This is a genomic window from Streptococcus sp. HMSC072G04 (assembly GCF_001813295.1).
Classification (GTDB): Bacteria; Bacillota; Bacilli; order Lactobacillales; family Streptococcaceae; genus Streptococcus.
On sequence record NZ_KV812028.1, the window covers coordinates 1 to 461 of the forward strand.

General features: G+C 41.6%; 1 pseudogene. It reads right to left on the bottom strand.

Features of this window, described 5'->3' with window-relative positions:
* A pseudogene (locus HMPREF2904_RS06655) lies at positions 1–461 on the bottom strand (hypothetical protein); the annotation flags it as partial.

Consider the following 461-nt stretch of genomic DNA (forward strand, 5'->3'; position numbering starts at 1 on the left):
ACGAGTTCATAACCTTTACGTTTGTATGCTGCAATCTTATCAGCTGTGCTATAATCAATTGCTTCACCTGATTTACCTACGACTTGATCACGACCTAATTCAGCTGTACCTTTTTCGTTGACATACTTGATAATCGCTTTTTGAGCATCTTTCACGTATGTTACAACTTCTTCAACGTCTGCTGCTCCAGCTTTGACACCTTTGACTTCTGGCACTACCAATTTATTAGCAGTATAGCCCTTGATGACTGGTGAAGTCACTGCATCGAAGGTATCATCACTTGTAGTCCATTCACGATAGTCGATGTGGCCTGTTACCAAGTTAACGTATGCAAAGCGTTTGAAGTGAAGGGTTTCTGTCACATCGTCTTTCGCTTTAGAACCATCTTCGTAGACGTATTTCACAGTACGTGTTACATCGTCTTTGTTGACTACATCCTTAACTGGATCTGGCCATTTCGG